Below are 20,644 nucleotides of genomic sequence, written 5' to 3' on the forward strand. Positions count from 1 at the left end.
ATTTTATGCCGCCTCTTGTTTGCCGTGTTCGAGCGGCGTTCCGATGCGTCAAACGCCGTGCGAAACTGCGCTGAAGACCGACAGGACGCATCGCCGCAAAGTGTTGGCGTAGCCCGTCCGGCTCCCCCTCCCGACGGCTCGGGCAACCTTGCAAAAGCCCGGATTTGCCGCCACATTGTCGAAAGATTCCTATCAAATCAAGCGGAAATGCGCATCGCCCGGCGTTCCGCGGATTGCGTTTGGGCCGGAAAATGGCTACAATCGCGAAGTCGCTGGGCGTACGGTTTCATGTGCGGCTCAGGTGCGACCACCGGCAATAAGATGATGGGCGTTCAGCCCATTTTTTTTTGCCGCTCAGTTCATCGTGGTTCGGCATCTCGGGTTCGCACGAACGTGCGCCGGCTTGGCGCGCGGCCCGCATTGGTTGTTTGCAGAAGAGGCGAGGCTCGCTGCGCGAACATCTAAGAGGGCACTGTGCAACTGACGGAACTGATTGAAACCACGGTCGTGGGACTCGGCTACGAGCTCGTCGATCTCGAGCGCACCGGGCGCGGCATGTTGTGTATCTATATCGACCAGCCAGCCGGCATCGCAATCGAAGATTGCGAGAAAGTCACGCGTCAGCTCCAGCACGTTCTGACGGTCGAAAATATCGATTACGAGCGGCTCGAAGTATCGTCACCCGGTCTCGATCGCTCGCTGAAGAAACTGGCGGATTTTGAACGTTTCGCGGGCAGCGAAGCGGTTATCACACTGAAAAAGCCATTGGACGGTCGGAAATCGTACCGGGGCATTTTGCATGCTCCGCAAGGCGAGACGATCGGTCTGGAATTTGAAGGAAAAGAAGGGGCCGCGATGCTCGATTTCACGCTCGCGGACATGGACAAGGCGCGCCTTGTTCCGAAAGTTGACTTTAGGAGCCGCAAACAATGAGTCGCGAAGTGTTGATGCTGGTGGATGCGCTGGCACGCGAGAAGAATGTCGATAAGGACGTGGTATTTGCCGCGCTCGAAGCGGCTCTCGCTTCGGCCTCCAAGAAACTCTTCGAAGAAGATGCGGATATCCGCGTCCACATCGACCGTGAAAGCGGCGAGCACGAAACGTTTCGCCGCTGGAAGGTGGTGCCGGACGAAGCCGGTCTGCAGGAACCGGATCAGGAAATTCTGCTATTCGAGGCGCGCGAGCAGCAGCCCAATATTCAGCTCGACGAGTTCATCGAGGAGCCGGTGCCGTCGATCGAATTCGGCCGTATCGGCGCGCAGGCCGCCAAGCAGGTGATCCTGCAGAAGGTGCGCGACGCCGAGCGCGAGCAGATCCTGAGCGACTTCCTCGAGCGCGGCGAACACATCATGACCGGCTCGGTGAAGCGCCTCGACAAGGGCAACTTCATCGTCGAATCGGGCCGCGTCGAAGCGTTGCTGCGCCGCGACCAGCTAATCCCGAAGGAAAACCTTCGGGTGGGCGACCGCGTGCGCGCGTATATCGCGAAGGTCGACCGCACCGCGCGTGGTCCGCAGATCGAGCTGTCGCGTACGGCGCCGGAATTCCTGATGAAGCTGTTCGAGATGGAAGTGCCGGAAATCGAGCAGGGCCTGCTCGAGATCAAGGCGGCGGCTCGCGATCCGGGCGTGCGCGCGAAGATCGGCGTGGTGGCTTATGACAAGCGCATCGATCCGATCGGCACCTGCGTCGGTATTCGCGGCTCGCGCGTGCAGGCCGTACGCAACGAGCTCGGTGGCGAAAACGTCGACATCGTGCTATGGTCGGAAGACCCCGCCCAGTTCGTGATCGGCGCGCTCGCGCCGGCAGCCGTGCAGTCGATCGTCGTCGATGAAGAAAAGCATTCGATGGACGTCGTCGTCGACGAGAACGAACTCGCGGTCGCGATCGGCCGCAGCGGCCAGAACGTGCGGCTTGCCAGCGAGCTCACCGGCTGGCAGATCAACATCATGACGCCGGACGAATCTGCGCAGAAGCAGAATCAGGAGCGCGGCGTCCTGCGCGACCTGTTCATGGCGCGTCTCGATGTCGACGAGGAAGTCGCCGACATCCTGATCGACGAAGGCTTCACAAGCCTCGAAGAGATCGCCTACGTGCCGCTCAACGAAATGCTCGAAATCGAGGCATTCGACGAAGACACCGTTCACGAACTGCGCAAACCGCTCGCGCGACGCGCTGTTGACGATGGCGATCGCGAACGAAGAAAAGGTCGAGAATGTAGCGCTCGACCTGAAGAGCCTGGACGGCATGGACGCCGACCTGCTCGCGAAACTGGCCGAACATCAGATCCAGACGCGCGACGAACTCGCCGAGCTGGCCGTGGATGAACTGGTCGAGATGACTGGGATGGGAGAGGATGCCGCTAAGGCGTTGATCATGAAAGCACGTGAACACTGGTTCCAGTGAGAAATGACCATGGCGCACTGAATTGAACGCGGCCGTCAGGCCGCATGACCCGATGCTAACCGCAAGGAATCGGTCCTTGCATTAAGAGGAATGAATGGCGAGTAACAACGTAGCCCAATTTGCCGCGGAACTGAAAATGCCTGCAGGCGTGCTGCTTGAGCAGCTGCAGGCAGCTGGCGTCACAAAAGCGAGCGAAGCCGACTCCTTGTCCGAAACGGACAAGGCGCGTCTGCTCGACCACTTGCGCAAGTCTCACGGCTCGACTGATGCAGACAAGCGCAAGATCACGCTGACGAAACGGCATACGTCGGAGATCAAGCAGTCCGATGCGACGGGCAAAGCTCGCACCATTCAGGTCGAGGTGCGCAAGAAGCGCACGTTCGTCCGCCGCGACGAGACTGTCGCGGAAGGCGGGGATGCATCGAATCATGTGGCCGAGAACGCGGACGCAGAAGATTTCGAACTGCAGCGTCGTGAGGAAGAAGCACGTCACGAAGCTGAGCTGCTCGAAAAGCAGGCGCAGGAGCTGAAGGCGCGCCAGGAACAGCTCGAGCGCGAAGAAGTCGACCGTCAGGCGCGCGAGCAGGCCGCGGAAGCCGAGCGTCAGCGCGCGGAAGAAGATGCAAAGAAGCGTGCATCGGCTGCGGCCGAGGCGGCGGCTCGCGAGAAGGCCCAGCAGGCGGCGGCGAAAGCCGCTGCACCGGTTGCCGAGAAGGCAAACGAGCAGGACGACGAACGCGCGGCAGCGGAACGCGCCGCGCAACGCGAAGCCGCGAAGAAAGCGGAAGATGCCGCGCGCGTGGCCGCCGAAAAGGCGCGCGCCGAACAGGAAGAAATCGCCAAGCGCCGCGCGGCGGCCGAAGCCGAAGCGCGCGCGATTCGCGAAATGATGAACACGCCGCGCAAGGCGCAGGTGAAGGCGCCGGAACCGGCACCGAAGCCCGCCGAGCCGGCCAAGGCGGCCGAAGCCAAGGGCACGCTGCACAAGCCGGCGCGTCCGGCTGGTGAAGCACCGGCGCGCCCGGCAGCGAGAAAGCCGGCAACCGCCGCGACTCCGGCGCCCGCGAGCGCACCGTCGGCGGGCGACAAGAAGAAGCCGGGCGGCGGTAAGAGCGGCTGGCAGGACGACGCAGCGAAGCGCCGCGGCATCAAGACGCGCGGCGATTCGAGCGGCGGCGTCGATCGTGGCTGGCGCGGCGGTCCGAAGGGGCGTGGCAAGCATCAGGAGCAGACCACCACGTTCCAGGCGCCGACCGAACCGATCGTGCGTGAAGTGCATGTGCCGGAAACCATCACGGTCGCGGATCTCGCGCACAAGATGGCGGTGAAGGCTTCGGAAGTCATCAAGGTGATGATGAAGCTCGGCCAGATGGTCACGATCAACCAGATGCTGGACCAGGAAACGGCGATGATCATCGTCGAGGAACTGGGCCACCATGCGCTCGCGGCGAAGCTGGACGATCCGGAAGCCATGCTGGTCGAAGGCGAAGCGAGCGACGCCGAAGCGCTGCCACGTCCGCCGGTCGTCACGGTGATGGGCCACGTCGACCACGGCAAGACCTCGCTGCTCGACTACATCCGCCGCGCGAAGGTTGCGGCAGGCGAAGCGGGCGGTATTACGCAGCACATCGGCGCCTACCACGTCGAAACGCCGCGCGGCGTGATCACGTTCCTGGACACGCCGGGTCACGAAGCCTTTACGGCAATGCGTGCCCGCGGTGCGAAGGCGACCGACATCGTGATCCTGGTGGTGGCCGCCGACGATGGCGTGATGCCGCAGACGAAGGAAGCGATCTCCCACGCGAAGGCTGGCGGCGTGCCGCTCGTCGTCGCGATCAACAAGATCGACAAGCCGGAAGCGAATCCGGAGCGCGTGAAGCAGGAGCTCGTCACGGAAGGCGTCGTGCCGGAAGAGTACGGCGGCGACTCGCCGTTCGTGGCGGTGTCGGCGAAGACTGGCGCGGGCATCGACGATCTGCTCGAAAACGTGCTGCTGCAGGCCGAGGTGCTGGAGCTGAAGGCACCGGTCGAATCGCCGGCCAAGGGTCTCGTCATCGAAGCGAAGCTTGACAAGGGTAAGGGTCCGGTCGCAACGATCCTCGTCCAGTCAGGTACGCTGAACCGCGGCGACGTCGTGCTGGCAGGCAGCGCCTACGGTCGCGTGCGTGCCATGCTCGACGAAACCGGCAAGCCGACCAAGTCCGCGGGTCCGTCGATCCCGGTCGAAATCCAGGGTCTGTCGGAAGTGCCGCAGGCTGGCGAAGAAGTAATCGTGATGCCGGACGAGCGCAAGGCGCGTGAAGTTGCGCTGTTCCGTCAGGGCAAGTTCCGCGACGTCAAGCTCGCAAAGCAGCAGGCCGCGAAGCTCGAGAACATGCTCGAGCAGATGGGCGAGGGCGAAGTGCAGTACCTGCCGCTCATCGTCAAAGCCGACGTGCAGGGTTCGCAGGAAGCGCTGGTGCAGTCGCTGCAGAAGCTCTCCACCGACGAAGTACGCGTGCAGATCGTGCACGGAGCGGTCGGCGGCATCAGCGAGTCGGACGTCAATCTCGCGACGGCGTCGAAGGCGGTCATCATCGGCTTCAACACCCGCGCGGATGCGCAGGCTCGCAAGCTCGCGGAAGCTAATGGCGTCGACATCCGCTACTACAACATCATCTACGACGCCGTGGATGACGTGAAGGCGGCAATGTCGGGCATGCTGGCGCCGGAGAAGCGCGAAGTCGTGACGGGCACGGTGGATGTACGCCAGGTATTCAAGGTGCCGAAGGTCGGCACGGTGGCCGGCTGTATGGTCACGGACGGTTTCGTCAAGCGCTCGTCGTCGGTGCGCGTGCTGCGCAACAACGTCGTCATCTTCACGGGCGAGCTCGATTCGCTCAAGCGGTTCAAGGACGATGTGAAAGAAGTCCGTCAGGGCTTCGAGTGCGGTATGTCGATCAAGAACTTCAACGATATCGTCGAAGGCGATCAGTTCGAAGTCTTCGAGGTCACCGAAGTCGCGCGTACGCTGTAATTCGCGCGGCACGGCACAGCGGGCGGAACGGGCTTGACGCCCGCTCCGCCCGTTGTTTTTGAGCCCGCAGTGTCGAGTTTGTTGCTGGCTTGGTTGCCGCGTTCGCCGCAAATGGACTCTCACCCCGCCGCGGCGACCGCGACGCCGTCGTATCGAACGAATATCGAACACGGCTCGCGCGAACCCATTTTTTGCATCCGTCTTAGCGGAGCACACAACACCATGCCTAAGAAACGTACTACTCCCAATCGCAACGTGCAGATCGCCGATCAGATCCAGCGCGACCTGGCTGAGCTTCTGCGCGAGGTCAAGGATCCGCGCATCGGCATTGTCACATTTCAGAGCGTCGAGCTAACGCCCGACTACGCGCACGCAAAGGTCTACTTCACGACGCTGACGGGCGACCCGCAGCAAACGCTCGAAGCGCTGACGCACGCTGCCGGCCATCTGCGCAATCTGCTGTTCAAGCGCCTGCATATCCACACGGTGCCGACGCTGCATTTCCACTACGACAAGACGATCGAGCGCGCCGTGGAGATGTCGCGTCTGATCGACGAGGCAAATTCCATGCGCGCGAAAGACGACTGAGCGTCTGCCATGCCGTGGCGTTCCATGTAGCGCGCGGCGCCGTTTTTCGCATTTCCCGAACGTTCTGCCTCCCTCGACATGACCGCACCTCAACGCCCCCGCGTGCCGCGTCGCGCGCTCGATGGCGTGCTGCTGCTCGACAAGCCGCTCGGCCTGTCGAGCAACGACGCGCTGGTTCGCGCGAAACGTCTTTATCTCGCGAAAAAAGCGGGCCACACCGGCACGCTCGATCCGCTGGCAACCGGCCTGCTGCCGCTGTGTTTCGGCGAGGCCACCAAGTTTTCGCAAGACTTGCTCGAAGCCGACAAGACCTACGAGGCGACGATGCGCCTCGGTATCCGCACGACCACCGGCGACGCCGAAGGCGAGGCGTTCGACATCCGCGCCGTCGACTGCGACGAAGCGGCGGTGCGGGCGGCTTTGCCGAAATTCATCGGCGAGATCGTTCAGATTCCGCCGATGTACTCGGCGCTCAAGCGCGATGGCAGGCCGCTGTACGAGTACGCGCGCGCCGGCCAGACGGTCGAACGGGAAGGGCGGCAGGTGACGATTCGCGCGCTCGAGCTGATTGCGTGCGCGTTGCCGGATGTGACGTTTCGCGTAACGTGCAGCAAGGGCACCTATGTGCGCACGCTTGCCGAGGATATCGGCGAAGCGCTCGGCTGCGGCGCGCATCTGGTCGCGCTGCGGCGCACGGGCGTCGGCGCGCTGACGCTCGAGCATTCGGTCACGCTCGACGCGTTGTCCTACGCGACCGAACTCGAACGCGACGCATGGCTGCAACCGGTCGACGCGCTGCTGTCCACGTTCCCGCAGGTCTGTCTGAACGACGATGACACGCGCCGCTTCCTTCACGGCCAGCGCCTGAAGCTGTCGTCGCTGACGATCGCCGCCGACGCGGTGAATGCCCCGCGCGTGAGGGTGTACTCGGCGCAGGGGCGGCTTCTGGGGGTCGCGAAGCCGGGCGAAGGTGTGCTCGCACCCGACCGTGTGATCGTGACGACGGAGAGCTAGAGGTCGCCGTTTTGCCAGCCCGGCGCGGACAATAAAAAAACGGGATCGCCATCGAGCGATCCCGTTTTGATCATGCCCTCCGGTGGAGCGGTGTCGAACTAAAGCAACACCACAAACACCCCCCTCAATGCGCCGTGGCCGCCGCCGCTCCCGCATCGCCGCCTGCCCGTTCCGGCCGCGTGATCCAGATCAGCGCGATCAGCGCGACAAAAATACCGGCCGAAATGAAGAACAGATCGTTTACGCCGAGCTGCGCGGCCTGCTGCGTGACCATGGTGTTGAAGAGACCATAGGTCTGCTGCTGATCCAGGCCCGCCGCGCCCATCTGACGAATCGATTGACCGAACGCCGGGTTGTAAGCATTCGCCTGTTCGGTCAGTTGTGCGTGATGCATGATCGTGCGGTGATCCCAGGCGGTCTGGAAGATCGACGTGCCGATACCGCCGCACATGATCCGCACGAAGTTCGACAGCCCCGAGGCCGCCGGAATCCGATGGCCCGGCAAGCCCGACAGCGTGATCGACACGAGCGGAATAAAGAAGCCGGCCATACCGATACCTTGAATCAGCGTGGGCAGCATCAGCGAGTACGTATCGACGCCCGTCGTATAACGCGAGCGCATCCAGAAACACAGCGCGAAAATCAGGAACGACAGCGTCGCGATATAGCGCGGATCGGTACGCGGCAGCACCTTGCCGGTCAGCGGCGACAACAGGATCGCGAACACACCGACGGGTGCCATCACGAGTCCGGCTTCGGTCGCCGTGTAGCCGATATCGGTCTGCAGCCACAGCGGCAATAGCACGAGATTGCCAAAGTAAAGCCCATAGCCGATCGACAGCGCGATCGTGCCGCCGGTGAAATTGCGGCGGCTGAACAGCGACAGATCAACCACCGGATGCTCGGCCGTCAACTCCCACACGATAAAAAACGCGAGCGCGATCACCGCAACGACCGCGAGTACGACGACCGTCGTCGACGAGAACCAGTCGAGGTCCTTGCCCTTGTCGAGCATCACCTGAAGCGAGCCGACCCAGACGATCAGAAGACCGAGACCGACGCCGTCGATTGGCGCCTTCCTGATCACCGAATCGCGGTTACGGAAGATCATCCACGTCGCGGCGGCCGCGACCGCGCCGACGGGAATGTTGACGTAGAAGATCCACGGCCACGAGATGTTGTCGGAAATCCAGCCGCCGAGAATCGGACCGGCAACCGGTGCGATTAGCGTGGTCATCGCCCACATCGATAGCGCCATCGGCGCCTTCGCGCGCGGATAGCTCGCGAGCAGCAGCGTCTGCGACAGCGGGATCATCGGGCCGGCCACCGCGCCTTGCAGCACGCGCGACGCAAGCAGGAACGGCAGGTTCGGCGACAGCCCGCACATCCATGACGACAGCACGAACAGCACGATCGACGCCATGAACAGCCGCACCTGGCCGATGCGGTCGGTGAGCCAGCCGGTCAGCGGCACCGAGATCGCGTTGGCCACCGCGAACGACGTAATCACCCACGTGCCCTGGTCGGACGATACGCCGAGGTCGCCGGAAATCGACGGGATCGACACGTTCGCGATCGACGTGTCGAGCACGTTCATGAACACGGCGAGCGACACCGCGATGGTGCCGATCACCAGTTGCGCGCCCTCGAGCGGCGGGTGAGGGGCTTGCGCCTGAGCCTGAGCCATTAAAAGAGCCTTCCATGAATCATCGGGCGGACCCTCAGCTCTTATGGGCCGCCGGTTTCGCGGCGGCCGCGGCGCTCGCCGCGCTCGACTTCTGCGCGCCGCCGTTCGCGTTCGTGCCGGCGTTTTCCGAGATGATGCGCGCGATTTCCGCATCGGCTTCCGCGCCGTACTTGTCGAAGACGTTGGTCTGGTAAGCCGTGGACGGCGCCTGACCGAGCTGGCCGCCGGTGTCGTCCTTGATGTTCACGTCAGCTTGCATCGACAGACCGATACGCAGCGGATGCTTCTCCAGTTCCTGCGGATCGAGCGAAATACGCACCGGCAGACGCTGCACGACCTTGATCCAGTTGCCGGTCGCGTTCTGCGCAGGCAGCAGCGAGAACGCCGAACCCGTGCCGGCCGAGAAGCCGACCACCTTGCCGTGATACGGCACCGACGAGCCGTAGACGTCGGCCGTCAGTTCGACCGGCTGGCCGATGCGCATGTGCTTCAGTTGCACTTCCTTGAAGTTCGCGTCGACCCACACGTCATGCAGCGGCACGATCGCCATCAGCGGCGAGCCGGGCGATACGCGCTGGCCGACCTGCACCGAGCGTTTTGCGACATAGCCTGTGACCGGCGCCGGCAGAGTATTGCGAGCGTGGTTCAGGTATGCGTCACGCAGCTTCGCGGCGGCGGACTGCACGTTCGGGTGATCGGCGATCGTGGTGTTGGCGGTCAGCGCGCGGTTTGCCGCGAGTTGCTGTTTGGCGGCGTCGAGCGCGGCTTGCGCGCTCTTCACGGAGTCGCGTGCGTGCGAAATTTCTTCCTGCGATACCGCGCCGGTCTGCGCGACCGTCATACGGCGCTTCAGGTCGTCCTGGGCGCGCGACAGATCGGCCTGGCTCGCCGCGACCCGCGCTTCGTACTGGCTGTCGTCGGCGAACAGACCGCGCACCTGGCGCACCACCTGCGCAAGATTGGCCTCGGCCTGTTCGAGTGCGACGCGCGCGTCGGCCGGGTCGAGCACGACGAGCGGGTCGCCGGCCTTGACGACCTGGGTGTCGTCCGCGTTGACCGCGATCACGGTGCCCGTGACCTGCGGGGTGATCTGCACGACGTTGCCGCTCACGTAGGCATCGTCGGTGTCTTCATGGAAGCGCGCGACGAGGAAGTAGTACAGGCCGTACGCGACCGCGGCAATCAGGATCACGATGACGAGCAGCGTCATCATGCGCTTGCGTTTGCCGTTGTTCGCCGCTTGCGGTGGAGTGGCGGGCTGCTGGGGGGTGCTCATTGATGTGCTCCGGGTTCTTTTGAACGTCGTCGTTTATTCGGGTGTTCGTGTGTATGCGTGTGCGTCGGCGCGGGCGGGCTCGCTCAGTTCGCGGCGGTGCTCGTGGCGTGGTTCGCGGCGTTGGCCGATGCGGGAGCATCGGTCGGCACGACGAGACCGGTCTGGGTTGCGTCGAAGCCGCCGCCCAGTGCCTTGATCAGACCGATCTGCAGACTACGGCGGCGCATCTGCAGGCCCGTGACCGTCTGCTCGGCGGCAAGGCGGTTTTCGTCGGCGGTGAGCACCTGCAGCTGCGGCGACAGGCCGGCCTTGTAGCGGATTACGGCGAGCTGGTACGCCTTGCTCGACGCGTCGAGCGCGCGCTGGGCGTCACCCTCCTGGCGGTCGATCGAGCGGATCGACGACACCTGCGTCGAGACGTCCTGCAGCGCGTTGATCAGCGTCTGGTTGTAGTTCGCGACGTCGCCCTCGAAGTCGGCGTAGCGGCCCTTCAACTGCGCGCGCAACGCGCCGGCGTCGAAGATCGGCAGATGGATCGCCGGGCCGAACTGGATCTGACGGCTCGACGCGGTCAGGAAACGGCCCCAGCCGAAAGCGTCGAAGCCGAAGCCGGCCGCGAGATTCACGTCCGGGTAGAACTCGGCTTTCGCTTCCTTCACGTCATGCATCGCGGCTTCGACCTGCCAGCGCGCGGCGACGATGTCCGCGCGACGCGCCACGAGGTCGGCCGGGATGTTGTCCGGCAGAGCGACCACGTCGCCGCCGGTGAGCACCGGCTTGTCGATCTGCAGGCCACGGTCCGGGCCTTTGCCAAGCAGCGCGCCCAACTGGTAGCGCACGACGGTGATCTGTCCGTCGAGGTCGGTCAGGTTCGACTGGCTCGTCGCGACGTTGCCGGCGGCGGTCTGCTTCTCGACGTTGGTGTCGAGGCCGGCCGTCACGCGGTCATTCGTGATACGGCCGACGTCCTGGCGGTTCGCGATTTCACGCGCGGCGATGTCGCGGAACGCATACAGCTGCGAGAGCTGGTTGTAGGTGCTCGCGACCGACGCGGCGAGCGTCACGCGCGCCTGCTGCATATCGGCCTCGGCGGCTTTCTGCTGCGACACGGCCTGGCCGAGCCGCTGACGGTTCTTGCCCCACAGGTCGAGATCCCACGACGCGCTCGCGAGCACGTTGTTCTCGCTATACCAGGTGCCGCCGAACGGAGGCGGGTAAAGGGAGTTTGCCGAGTACAGCTCGCGGGTCCACGAATAGCTCGCGCTGACCTTCGGGAACAGCGCCGCGCGCGAGCTTTCGATATACGACGAAGCCTTTGCGAGCCGCGCTTGCGCCTGGGCGATCGACGGGCTGCCCTCGAGCGCTTCCGCGATCAGCTTCGGCAGTTGCGGGTCGCCGAACTGGTTGGCCCAGTCGAGCGATGGCCACTGGCCGCCCTCGTTGGGCAGACTCTGCGTCGAGTCGTACTGCGTCGGCGACGCGATCTGCTTGTCGCTTTTGACGCCGAAGTAGTTCGCGCACCCCGTGAGGGCGAGCGCCGTCACCGCGGCGGCGACAGCGGCCCGGCTCGACAGCGCGGGCGCGGACAGGGAAAGGGATTTCATCGCTCGACTCTTCTTTGAGTGGAATGTATTGATGGACGCAGCAAGCAAGCTATTACGATTTGCTATCGGGATGGCTTGCGGCGTCGCGGGAAAGTCCCGTGTGTTCGCCGGAATTGACGAGCACGCGACGCAGCATGCTCTTCAGGAAGCCCACTTCTTCCGGGGTGAACCCGTTCAGCAGGTTATCGAGCACGCCATTGAAAATGGCCGGCATGCGAGCCGCGATCGCATGGCCTTCCGGCGTCAACGCGAGGCGCACGACGCGCCGGTCTTCGTTACTGCGCACCCGCGTGAGCAGGCCGCGCTTTTCGAGCCGATCGATCAGGCGCGTGACGGCGCTTGCGTCGATACCGTATTCACGCGCCAACTCAGCCGCGAGCAGGCATTTGCCGCTCGCCACCATGAACAGGATGCTGCCTTGCTGGCTGGTGATGCCGAGTTCGGCCATGCTGCGCTGCGTGATCAGGTTTGATAGCGTCGATTTCACCCGTGAGATGAGATAGCCGACGCTTTCGCCGAGCTGGTACTCGCTGAGATCCGGCGTGGATTCGTTGGACGGCTCCGTCATGATTCTCGTGCGAATGCAATGGTTGACTAGGCATTAGTATAGCTGGCTGTTGATTGACGCGACAAGCGTTAATACAGCTTAGGCAAGGATTATTTCGCGCTCAAGCAACAAACCGTACGGAATGACGTAGAGCGGGGCAAGGCGCGATTCGCGCAACTCGCGCAGGCGCGGAGAGCGGACGGTCTATCGGGGAATACCAGAAAGGATCATCCGTGCGTGCTATAATTTTGGGTTCCCAAAAGTGCGCTTTGGGCTTGTTGTCGTGGTTTGGCTCCTCAACCAGCAGCATAAGCAAGCGGCGCACTCAACCGTCTTCAGGTTTCCTATGACCCGCGCCCTACGCAACATCGCCATCATTGCTCACGTCGACCACGGCAAGACCACGCTCGTCGACCAGCTCCTCCGTCAGACCGCCACGTTCCGCGAGAACCAGCAGATCGCCGAGCGCGTGATGGACTCGAACGACATCGAAAAAGAGCGCGGCATCACGATCCTGTCGAAGAACTGCGCGGTGGAGTACGAGGGCACGCACATCAATATCGTCGACACGCCGGGGCACGCCGACTTCGGCGGCGAAGTGGAGCGCGTGCTGTCGATGGTCGACTCGGTGCTGCTGCTCGTCGACGCGGTGGAAGGCCCGATGCCGCAAACCCGCTTCGTCACGAAGAAGGCGCTCGCGCTGGGTTTGAAGCCGATCGTCGTGGTCAACAAGGTCGACCGTCCGGGCGCGCGGATCGACTGGGTGATCAACCAGACCTTCGACCTGTTCGACAAGCTCGGCGCCAGCGAAGAGCAGCTCGACTTTCCGATCGTCTACGCATCGGGCCTGAACGGCTACGCGGGTCTCACGCCTGATGTACGCGACGGCGACATGCGTCCTTTGTTCGAGGCAATCCTGCAGCACGTGCCGGTGCGCCCGGCCGACCCGGAAGGTCCGCTGCAACTGCAAATCACGTCGCTCGACTACTCGTCGTACGTTGGTCGTATCGGCATTGGCCGTATCACGCGCGGCCGCATCAAGCCGGGCATGGCCGTCGCGGTGCGCTCGGGCCCGGAAGGCGAAATCCTCAATCGCAAGATCAACCAGGTGCTGTCGTTCAAGGGCCTCGATCGCGTGCAGGTCGACTCGGCCGAGGCGGGCGACATCGTGCTGATCAACGGTATCGAGGAAGTGGGCATCGGCGTGACGATCTGCTCTCCGGAACAGCCGGAAGCGCTGCCGATGATCACCGTCGACGAACCCACGCTGACGATGAACTTCCTCGTCAACTCGTCGCCGCTCGCGGGCCGCGAAGGCAAGTTCGTCACGAGCCGTCAGATTCGCGACCGCCTGATGAAGGAGCTGAATCACAACGTCGCGCTGCGCGTGAAGGACACCGGCGACGAAACCACGTTCGAAGTGGCGGGCCGCGGCGAGCTGCACCTGACCATTCTGGTGGAAAACATGCGGCGCGAAGGTTACGAGCTGGCCGTGTCGCGTCCGCGCGTCGTGATGCAGGAAGTCGACGGCGTGAAGCACGAGCCGTATGAAAACCTGACCGTCGACATGGAAGACACGCACCAGGGCGGCGTGATGGAAGAACTTGGCCGCCGCAAGGGCGAAATGCTCGACATGGCATCGGACGGCCGTGGCCGCACGCGTCTCGAGTACCGTATTTCGGCGCGTGGTCTGATCGGCTTCCAGTCGGAATTCCTCACGCTCACGCGCGGCACGGGTCTGATGAGCCACACGTTCGATTCGTACCAGCCGGTCAAGGAAGGCGCGGTCGGCGAGCGTCGCAACGGCGTGCTGATCTCGCAGGACGACGGCGCGGCAGTCGCGTACGCACTGTGGAAGCTGCAGGATCGCGGCCGCATGTTCGTGTCGCCCGGCGAGGCGCTGTACGAAGGCATGATCATCGGTATTCACAGCCGCGACAACGACCTCGTCGTGAACCCGATCAAGGGTAAGCAGCTCACGAACGTGCGCGCATCGGGCACCGACGAAGCCGTGCGTCTCGTGCCGCCGGTTCAACTGTCGCTCGAATACGCGGTCGAGTTCATCGACGACGACGAACTCGTCGAAGTCACGCCAAAGTCGATCCGTCTGCGCAAGCGCTACCTGAAGGAACACGAGCGCCGCAGCGCGAGCCGCAACAAGGTTGCCGGCGAGTAAGCGGGACGCAAACCTGTCTGAATAGCAGGGAACGGAAGCCACCTTCGGGTGGCTTCGTTGTTTTTGGCGCATCAAAATTGGCGGCGCTGCATCATGCCGATCATTTCCCGCTGCGCCCCAAGTGTCGCGACCTGTCACGCCCTTCGCCTCCATTTCCCACAGAACACTGTTGCGCGCTGTGAAAAGGCACCCCGTCGCCCGCGAAACGCCCGCCATCACAGGCTTTGCACCTGTGCCGTTCGCTATCTGGGCTATTCGTTCTGTGCTATGCTCCCGGGTGCAAAGTTTTAGGTCCTTCCAAGCAAGACTTGATTCGCGCAATCCGCTAAACGGTCAGGCCGTGTCGCGGAAGGTTCGGTAACCCGCTATTTCTCGAGAAACTCGAAGAAAGGTGAGCGTAAAAATGATGAAGCAATTCCAGTCGAACTCTTATCTGTTCGGCGGCAATGCTCCGTACGTTGAAGAAATGTACGAAGCGTATCTCGATAATCCGGCGTCAGTGCCCGAGACCTGGCGCAGCTATTTCGATGCGTTGCAGAACGTGCCCGCATCGGACGGCAGCAACGCCAACGACGTGGCCCATGGCCCGATCGTCGAATCGTTTGCCCAGCGCGCCAAGGCCAATGCCTTCCTGCCGCGCGCAACGGCCGGCGGCGAAGATCTCGCAACCGCCCGCAAACAGGTTTACGTCCAGTCCCTCATCGGCGCATATCGCTTCCTCGGCTCGCAATGGGCCAATCTCGATCCTCTGAAGCGCCGCGAGCGTCCCGCGATCCCCGAACTTGAACCCGCGTTCTACGACTTCACCGAAGCCGACATGGACCAGGAGTTCAGCGCAACGAATCTGTACTTCGGGTTCGAGCGCGCGACGCTGCGCGAGATCGTCAAAGCCCTGCGCGACACGTACTGCGGCACGATCGGCGCCGAGTACATGTACATCAGCGATCCGGAGCAGAAGCGCTGGTGGAAGGAACGCCTCGAATCGATCCGTTCGACGCCGAGTTTCAACAACGACAAGAAGAAGCACATCCTGAATCGCCTGACGGCCGCCGAAGGCCTCGAGCGTTTCCTGCACACCAAGTACGTCGGCCAGAAGCGCTTCTCGCTCGAAGGCGGCGAGAGCTTCATCGCGGCGATGGACGAAGTCGTGCGTCACGGCGGTCTGCGCGGCGTTCAGGAAATCGTCATCGCGATGGCTCACCGTGGCCGTTTGAACGTGCTGGTCAATACGCTCGGCAAGATGCCGGCAGACCTGTTCGCCGAATTCGAAGGCAAGCACGTCGATGATCTGCCGGCTGGCGACGTGAAGTACCACAAGGGCTTCTCGTCGGACGTCGCGACGGAAGGCGGCCCGGTTCACCTGTCGCTCGCGTTCAACCCGTCGCACCTCGAAATCGTCAACCCGGTGGTCGAGGGCTCGGCGAAGGCGCGTATGGACCGTCGCGGCGACGAAAACGGCATTCAGGTGCTGCCGGTGCAGATCCACGGCGACGCGGCTTTCGCCGGCCAGGGCGTCGTGATGGAAACGCTGAACCTCGCGCAAACGCGCGGTTACGGCACGCACGGCACGCTGCACATCGTCATCAACAACCAGATCGGCTTCACGACGTCGGACCCGCGCGACTCGCGCTCCACGTTGTACTGCTCGGACGTCGTCAAGATGATCGAAGCGCCGGTGCTGCACGTGAACGGTGACGATCCCGAAGCGGTCGTGCTGGCCACCCAGATGGCGATCGACTTCCGCATGCAGTTCCACAAGGACGTCGTCGTCGACATCGTCTGCTTCCGCAAGCTGGGCCACAACGAGCAGGACACCCCGGCGGTCACGCAGCCGCTGATGTACAAGACGATTTCGAAGCACCCCGGCACGCGTGCGTTGTACGCTGAAAAGCTCGTTCAGCAGGGCATCATCAAGGCCGAGGATGGCGAGGAATTCGTCAAGGCCTATCGCAAGGCGATGGACGAGGGCCACCACACGGTCGACCCGGTGCTCTCGAACTACAAGAGCAAGTACGCGGTGGACTGGGTGCCGTTCCTGAACCGCAAGTGGACCGACGCGGCCGACACGGCCGTGCCGCTCGCGGAACTGAAGCGCCTCGCCGAACGCATCACCACGATTCCGGAAAACTTCAAGGTTCACCCGCTCGTCGAGCGCGTGATCAACGACCGTCGCGCCATGGGCCGCGGCGAAGCGAAGCTCGACTGGGGCATGGGCGAGCACCTCGCGTTCGCATCGCTGGTCGCTTCGGGCTACGCAGTTCGTCTGACCGGTCAGGATTCGGGCCGCGGCACGTTCACGCACCGTCACGCAGTGCTGCACGACCAGAACCGCGAGCGCTGGAACGACGGCACCTACGTGCCGCTGCAGAACATCGCCGAAGGTCAGGCGAAGTTCACGGTGATCGACTCGGTGCTGTCGGAAGAAGCGGTGCTCGGCTTCGAATACGGTTACTCGACCGCTGAACCGAACACGTTCGTCGCGTGGGAAGCGCAGTTCGGCGACTTCGTGAATGGCGCGCAAGTCGTGATCGACCAGTTCATCTCGTCGGGCGAAGTGAAGTGGGGCCGCGTGTCGGGCCTGACCATGCTGCTGCCGCACGGCTACGAAGGCCAGGGTCCGGAGCACTCGTCGGCGCGTATCGAGCGTTTCCTGCAACTGTGCGCAGACCACAACATGCAGGTCGTTCAGCCGACCACGCCGGCGCAGGTCTTCCACCTGCTGCGTCGCCAGATGATCCGCCTGTTCCGCAAGCCGCTGATCGTCGCGACGCCGAAGTCGTTGCTGCGTCACAAGGAAGCCGTGTCGGATCTGTCGGAACTCGCGAAGGGTTCGTTCCAGCCGGTCATCGGCGAAGTGGACGAAACCATCGACGTGAAGAAGGTCAAGCGCGTGGTGGCCTGCTCGGGCCGCGTGTACTACGACCTGGTCGCGCATCGCCGCGAAGCGAAAGCGAACGACGTCGCAATCATCCGTATCGAACAGCTCTATCCGTTCGCGCACAAGCAGTTCGAAGCGGAAATGAAGAAGTACGACAACGCAACCGAAGTGGTGTGGGTGCAGGACGAGCCGCAGAATCAGGGCCCGTGGTTCTACATCGAGCACCATCTGAAGGAAGGCATGAAGGAAGGGCAGAAGCTGGCGTACAGCGGCCGTCCGGCTTCGGCTTCCCCTGCAGTCGGCTACTACGCGAAGCACTACGAGCAGCAGAAGGCGCTGGTCGAAGGCGCTTTCGGCCGCCTCAAGAGCGCGTCGATCGCTAAATAAAGAAACAGACGAGCCGGGAAAGCGCAGCGCGCTTTCCCGCGCCGCGCCGAACGATCCCATGAGGTTCAGGCGCGGCGTTCACGGTTCGCAGGCGGTCGTGAAGAAGCGCCGTCACCCGATACGTATTCAGGATATTCATAATGGCTATTGTTGAAGTCAAGGTTCCCCAGCTCTCCGAATCGGTCTCGGAAGCGACCATGCTGCAGTGGAAGAAGAAGCCGGGCGAGGCTGTCGCTCAGGACGAAATCCTCATCGAAATCGAGACCGACAAGGTCGTGCTCGAAGTGCCGGCTCCGGCAGCAGGCGTGCTCGCGCAAGTCATCTCGAACGACGGCGACACGGTCACGGCTGAGCAGGTGATCGCGAAGATCGACACCGAAGGCACCGCAGGCGCCGCCGCTGTCGAAGCCGAAGTGAAGCCGGCTCCGGTCGCTGCCGCGGCTCCCGCACCGGCGGCTCAGGCGGCTGTCGCAACGGGCTCGAACACCGCTGCTTCGCCGGCCGCCGGCAAGCTGATGGCAGAGAAGGGTCTGGCTGCTGGCGACGTCGCCGGCACGGGCCGCGACGGCCGTATCACGAAGGGCGACGTGCTCGTCGCTGGCCAGGCTGCTCCGGCGGCTGCCAAGGCTGCACCGGCTCCGGCTGCCGCACCGAAGGCTGCGAAGCCGTCGCTGCCGGACGTCAAGGCCCCGGCATCGGCCGATCAATGGCTGAAGGACCGTCCGGAACAGCGCGTGCCGATGTCGCGTCTGCGTGCTCGTATCGCCGAGCGTCTGCTCGAGTCGCAGCAAACCAACGCCATCCTCACGACGTTCAACGAAGTGAACATGGCGCCGGTCATGGAGCTGCGCAACAAGTACAAGGACAAGTTCGAAAAGGAACACGGCGTGAAGCTCGGCTTCATGTCGTTCTTCGTGAAGGCGGCTGTTCACGCGCTGAAGAAGTTCCCGCTCGTGAACGCGTCGATCGACGGTAACGACATCGTCTACCACGGCTACTTCGACATCGGTATCGCTGTCGGTTCGCCGCGCGGTCTGGTGGTGCCGATCCTGCGCAATGCAGATCAGCTGAGCCTCGCCGACATCGAGAAGAAGATCGCCGAATTTGGCCAGAAGGCGAAGGACGGCAAGCTGTCCATCGAAGAAATGACCGGCGGTACGTTCTCGATCTCGAACGGCGGCGTGTTCGGCTCGATGCTGTCCACCCCGATCATCAACCCGCCGCAATCCGCGATTCTCGGCGTGCACGCCACCAAGGAACGCGCAGTGGTCGAAAACGGCCAGATCGTGATCCGCCCGATGAACTACCTCGCGCTGTCGTACGACCACCGTATCATCGACGGCCGCGAAGCAGTGCTGTCGCTGGTCGCGATGAAGGATGCGCTGGAAGATCCGGCTCGCCTGCTGCTCGACCTGTAAGCGCACGTTCCACCGACGCCGGCCGGCGGTTTGCGCGGGCCGGCGTCATCCGTAGCACGTCTTTAGCATTCCGCAGTACAGGAACGGCGCGCGCCACCTCGAGTGGCCCGGCGCCGTTCCGCCATCAAAGGGATTGTCATGTCCAAAGAATTTGACGTCGTCGTGATCGGCGCAGGCCCTGGCGGTTACATCGCCGCCATCCGCGCAGCGCAGCTCGGCAAGACCGTCGCATGTATCGAAAAGTGGAAGAACCCGGCCGGCACGCTGAAGCTCGGCGGCACTTGCCTGAATGTCGGCTGCATTCCGTCGAAGGCGCTGCTCGCTTCGTCGGAAGAGTTCGAGAACGCGTCGCATCACCTTGCCGACCACGGCATCTCGGTGGAAAACGTCTCGGTCGATGTCTCGAAGATGATGGGCCGCAAGGACGGCATCGTCGAGAAGATGACCAAGGGCATCGAATTCCTGTTCCGCAAGAACAAGATCACGTGGCTCAAGGGCCATGGCAAGTTCACCGGCAAGACGGACGCCGGCGTGCAGATCGAAGTGAGCGGCGAAGGTGAAGATGGTGCGAGCAGCGAAGTCGTCACGGCGAAGAACGTGATCATCGCAACGGGTTCGAAGGCGCGTCATCTGCCGGGCATTCCGGTCGACAACAAGCTGATCGCCGACAACGAAGGCGCACTCTCGTTCGACACGGCACCGAAGAAGCTCGCCGTGATCGGCGCAGGCGTGATCGGTCTGGAACTCGGCTCGGTGTGGCGCCGCCTCGGCGCGGACGTGACCGTGCTCGAAGCGCTGCCGGAATTCCTCGGCGTGGCTGACCAGGCGCTGTCGAAGGAAGCGGCCAAGCAGTTCAAGAAGCAAGGTCTCGACATCCAAGTCGGCGTGAAGGTCGGCGAAGTGAAGACGAGCGAAAACGGCGTGACGATCGCCTACACGGACAAGGACGGCAACGCGCAGACGCTCGAAGCCGACCGCCTGGTCGTGTCGGTCGGCCGCGTGCCGAACACCGACAACCTCGGCCTCGAAGCGATCGGCCTGAAGGCCAACGAGCGCGGCTTCATCGACGTGGACGACCATTGCGCGACGGCGGTGCCGAACGTGTACGCGATCGGCGACGTGGTGCGTGGCCCGATGCTTGCGCACAAGGCTGAGGACGAAGGCGTGCTGGTCGCGGAAGTAATCGACGGCCAGAAGCCGCACATCGACTACAACTGCATTCCGTGGGTGATCTACACCGAACCGGAAATCGCATGGGTCGGCAAGACGGAGCAGCAACTGAAGGCGGAAGGCCGCGAGATCAAGACCGGCCAGTTCCCGTTCATGGCGAACGGCCGCGCGCTCGGCATCAACAAGGCGGACGGTTTCGTCAAGATGATCGCCGACGCGAAGACCGACGAACTGCTCGGCGTGCACATCATCTCGGCGAACGCATCGGACCTGATCGCGGAAGCCGTGGTGTCGATGGAGTTCAAGGCGGCGTCGGAAGACATCGGCCGTATTTGCCATCCGCACCCGTCGCTGTCGGAAGTCATGCGCGAAGCGGCACTCGCCGTCGACAAGCGCGCGCTGAACATGTAAGCACGCACGCCTGACCGAAACGCAACCTTGGCATCACCAAAGGCGGGCGGGGTTCAATCCCTCCCG

The 20,644-nt window shown here is 63.2% G+C and carries 12 protein-coding genes and 1 pseudogene; 9 read left to right on the forward strand and 4 right to left on the reverse strand.

What is annotated here, in order from left to right:
• Window positions 1–474 precede the first annotated feature (474 nt).
• The 5 genes and pseudogenes from rimP to truB all read left to right on the forward strand — a co-directional run bounded on the left by rimP (window position 475) and on the right by truB (window position 7,024).
• The gene (gene rimP / locus OKW41_RS27975; RefSeq protein ID WP_429449089.1) at window positions 475–933 is read left to right on the forward strand and encodes a ribosome maturation factor RimP; all 459 of its coding nucleotides are present in this window, start codon (window positions 475–477) and stop codon (window positions 931–933) included.
• A pseudogene (nusA, locus tag OKW41_RS27980) lies at window positions 930–2,406 on the forward strand (transcription termination factor NusA). The gene rimP and the pseudogene nusA overlap by 4 nt, the downstream one beginning before the upstream one ends.
• Window positions 2,407–2,500: 94 nt before the next feature.
• Window positions 2,501–5,422, forward strand: coding sequence for a translation initiation factor IF-2 (gene infB / locus OKW41_RS27985; protein WP_429574628.1), 2,922 nt, complete (start codon window positions 2,501–2,503; stop codon window positions 5,420–5,422).
• Between the two features lie 222 nt (window positions 5,423–5,644).
• Window positions 5,645–6,010: a 30S ribosome-binding factor RbfA gene (gene rbfA / locus OKW41_RS27990; protein WP_429449094.1), complete on the forward strand. Its 366-nt coding sequence runs from the start codon at window positions 5,645–5,647 to the stop codon at window positions 6,008–6,010.
• A gap of 78 nt (window positions 6,011–6,088) precedes the next feature.
• Complete coding sequence (gene truB, locus OKW41_RS27995; RefSeq protein ID WP_429574629.1) at window positions 6,089–7,024, forward strand: tRNA pseudouridine(55) synthase TruB; 936 nt, start codon at window positions 6,089–6,091, stop codon at window positions 7,022–7,024.
• A gap of 124 nt (window positions 7,025–7,148) precedes the next feature.
• Here truB and OKW41_RS28000 read toward each other — a convergent pair whose 3' ends face one another.
• The 4 genes from OKW41_RS28000 to OKW41_RS28015 all read right to left on the reverse strand — a co-directional run bounded on the left by OKW41_RS28000 (window position 7,149) and on the right by OKW41_RS28015 (window position 12,159).
• The gene (locus OKW41_RS28000) at window positions 7,149–8,711 is read right to left on the reverse strand and encodes a DHA2 family efflux MFS transporter permease subunit (protein ID WP_429574630.1); all 1,563 of its coding nucleotides are present in this window, start codon (window positions 8,709–8,711) and stop codon (window positions 7,149–7,151) included.
• 34 nt (window positions 8,712–8,745) lie between these two features.
• Window positions 8,746–9,987, reverse strand: coding sequence for an EmrA/EmrK family multidrug efflux transporter periplasmic adaptor subunit (locus OKW41_RS28005; RefSeq protein WP_429574631.1), 1,242 nt, complete (start codon window positions 9,985–9,987; stop codon window positions 8,746–8,748).
• An 83-nt stretch (window positions 9,988–10,070) separates the two neighbouring features.
• Window positions 10,071–11,591, reverse strand: a complete 1,521-nt coding sequence (locus OKW41_RS28010; RefSeq protein ID WP_429574632.1) for an efflux transporter outer membrane subunit — start codon at window positions 11,589–11,591, stop codon at window positions 10,071–10,073.
• A 52-nt stretch (window positions 11,592–11,643) separates the two neighbouring features.
• Entirely contained in the window at window positions 11,644–12,159 is a 516-nt protein-coding gene (locus OKW41_RS28015; RefSeq protein WP_184029907.1) for a MarR family winged helix-turn-helix transcriptional regulator, read from the reverse strand.
• A 325-nt stretch (window positions 12,160–12,484) separates the two neighbouring features.
• On the opposite strand from OKW41_RS28015, the gene typA reads away from it, so the two are divergent.
• The 4 genes from typA to lpdA all read left to right on the forward strand — a co-directional run bounded on the left by typA (window position 12,485) and on the right by lpdA (window position 20,578).
• Window positions 12,485–14,314, forward strand: coding sequence for a translational GTPase TypA (gene typA, locus OKW41_RS28020; protein WP_429449105.1), 1,830 nt, complete (start codon window positions 12,485–12,487; stop codon window positions 14,312–14,314).
• Between the two features lie 403 nt (window positions 14,315–14,717).
• Entirely contained in the window at window positions 14,718–17,579 is a 2,862-nt protein-coding gene (locus OKW41_RS28025; protein ID WP_429574633.1) for a 2-oxoglutarate dehydrogenase E1 component, read from the forward strand.
• 140 nt (window positions 17,580–17,719) lie between these two features.
• Window positions 17,720–18,997: a 2-oxoglutarate dehydrogenase complex dihydrolipoyllysine-residue succinyltransferase gene (gene odhB / locus OKW41_RS28030; protein WP_429449108.1), complete on the forward strand. Its 1,278-nt coding sequence runs from the start codon at window positions 17,720–17,722 to the stop codon at window positions 18,995–18,997.
• A 138-nt stretch (window positions 18,998–19,135) separates the two neighbouring features.
• Window positions 19,136–20,578 carry a dihydrolipoyl dehydrogenase gene (gene lpdA, locus OKW41_RS28035; RefSeq protein WP_429574634.1) on the forward strand — a complete coding sequence of 481 codons (1,443 nt, stop codon included), beginning with the start codon at window positions 19,136–19,138 and terminating at the stop codon, window positions 20,576–20,578.
• The last annotated feature ends 66 nt before the right edge of the window (window positions 20,579–20,644 follow it).

Source organism: Paraburkholderia sp. UCT70 (genome assembly GCF_050434085.1).
Lineage (GTDB): Bacteria > Pseudomonadota > Gammaproteobacteria > Burkholderiales > Burkholderiaceae > Paraburkholderia > Paraburkholderia tuberum.